This window comes from Blautia sp. DFI.6.71 (genome assembly GCF_020593585.1).
GTDB lineage: Bacteria > Bacillota > Clostridia > Lachnospirales > Lachnospiraceae > Blautia_A > Blautia_A wexlerae.
In genome coordinates, this window is the sequence record NZ_JAJDMJ010000129.1 from 1 (window position 1) to 1,300 (window position 1,300).

At 32.2% G+C, this 1,300-nt stretch carries 2 protein-coding genes; both read right to left on the bottom strand.

Going from position 1 to position 1,300, the window contains the following annotated elements:
* Positions 1 to 428: 428 nt before the first annotated feature.
* Positions 429 to 599, bottom strand: coding sequence for a hypothetical protein (locus LJE12_RS19525; protein WP_173721478.1), 171 nt, complete (start codon positions 597 to 599; stop codon positions 429 to 431).
* Positions 596 to 1,300 (bottom strand): ABC transporter ATP-binding protein (locus LJE12_RS19530; protein ID WP_334303179.1); only part of this gene is annotated, 705 nt, incomplete at its 5' end. The genes LJE12_RS19525 and LJE12_RS19530, both read right to left, overlap by 4 nt.

A 1,300-nucleotide genomic window follows, 5' to 3' on the forward strand; every position in this document is an offset into this window, starting at 1 on the left:
AGAATGAATGTACCGCCGATTTCGGAATAGGCGTACCGTTCGAGCAGAATTTGCACTTCTACCTTATTTAAAAAATTCTTATCACTATCACAAACTGCTATTTTCATATTTGTATCCATTCCTTTCACTTTCCCAGACAAAAATGAAAATAATTTTTGTACTGAGCAATTATGTTCATCCAAATTTAAAAACAAGAGATTCTTATATCAATGGCTTCTTTCTAAAATTATCTATATGTAAGCTACAAATAAACGTAACCATAGATTCAGTCCCTCTCTGTATCATTCCTTTCTTATGTTTCATTAGTAATTTGAAATCACTCCACTTCCCATGTCCTTTACAAACCTTTTTTATAACCAAATATGTAACCATAAAACGCAACTGTAAGAAGCCGAATAACTTTTCACAGTTACTCGGCTTCTTACCATTTATTCTTCAACATCTATATCTATTGACCTGTCATCTTTTTTAGTATTGATCTCATAATCATAAGTTGAATTCTTTTCATGTACTTTTTTCTGTTCACACATATATACACAACCTATAATTAGCAGAAGTATAAGAACTAAAATATAAATCATTCCTTTTTTTCTCTTCATGTATCTCGCCTCTCTTCCAATAGTTTTCCCTTTTCTAGATTTAATACTATATCTGCATATTTCGCCACCTCTGAAGAATGTGTAACGACAATGACACACTTTTTCTTTCTGTACGCCGTATTTTTTAATATTTCTGCTATTTCTTTTGCTGTCTTTTCATCTAAATTTCCTGTCGGCTCATCTGCGAGTAAAATATCCGTTTCGGACGTTAATGCCCTTCCTATTGCAACACGCTGTTGCTGTCCTCCCGATAATTGCAACACGTTTCTATCCATGTCTTCTTCTAAAATTCCTAATTCGTGCAAAATAGGTCGTGCATTCTTGTTCGTAATAAATTCAATGTTTTCAACCGCAGTTAAATAATCAATCAAATTATAGCTTTGAAAAATTATAGAAACATGCTTTGCTCTATAATTATCCAATTCCTTTCCCTTTAATATGTTACCCTCATACAATATCACACCATCTACAGGTTCATCGAGTCCTGCTAAAAGAGATAAAAGAGTCGTCTTACCACTACCTGACTTTCCTAGAATGGCATACATTTTTCCTCTTTCAAAGCTGATATTTATATTTTGAAGTATAGGAAGCTCCTTATTATAAAAGTAAGAAATATTCTTTAATTGTAGTGTTTCCATTTCATTTCCTTGTATGATGTTATTAGAAGCAAAAACAACATACTTCCTTTCTTTTTTTGTTTC